The following is a 251-nucleotide window of genomic DNA, read 5'->3' on the forward strand; positions in this document are numbered from 1 at the left end:
TTCACTTCTGGTTTTGTTTCAGGCTTTGGATCTGGTTTCACTTCTGGTTTTGTTTCAGGCTTTGGATCTGGCTTCACTTCTGGTTTTGTTTCTTTTTCAACTGCATTAATAGAGTTATATAAGAATTGACTATACGCTTCACGTGTTACAAACATTTTTGGAGAATACATATTATCTCCTGTACCAATTGTAACCCCATTTTCCTCTAATGCACTAATTGCACCGTAAGACCAAGAATTTTTATCAACATC

The 251-nt window shown here is 35.5% G+C and carries 1 protein-coding gene; it reads right to left on the bottom strand.

Annotation, left to right across the window (positions count from 1 at the left end; translation table 11 throughout):
- Positions 1–251: S-layer homology domain-containing protein (locus QO049_RS30655; RefSeq protein WP_284489838.1), on the bottom strand; the 251-nt coding region annotated here is incomplete at both ends.

Origin of the sequence: Bacillus sp. RB3 (assembly GCF_030164735.1) — a bacterium.
Taxonomy (GTDB): Bacteria; Bacillota; Bacilli; order Bacillales; family Bacillaceae_G; genus Bacillus_A; species Bacillus_A cereus.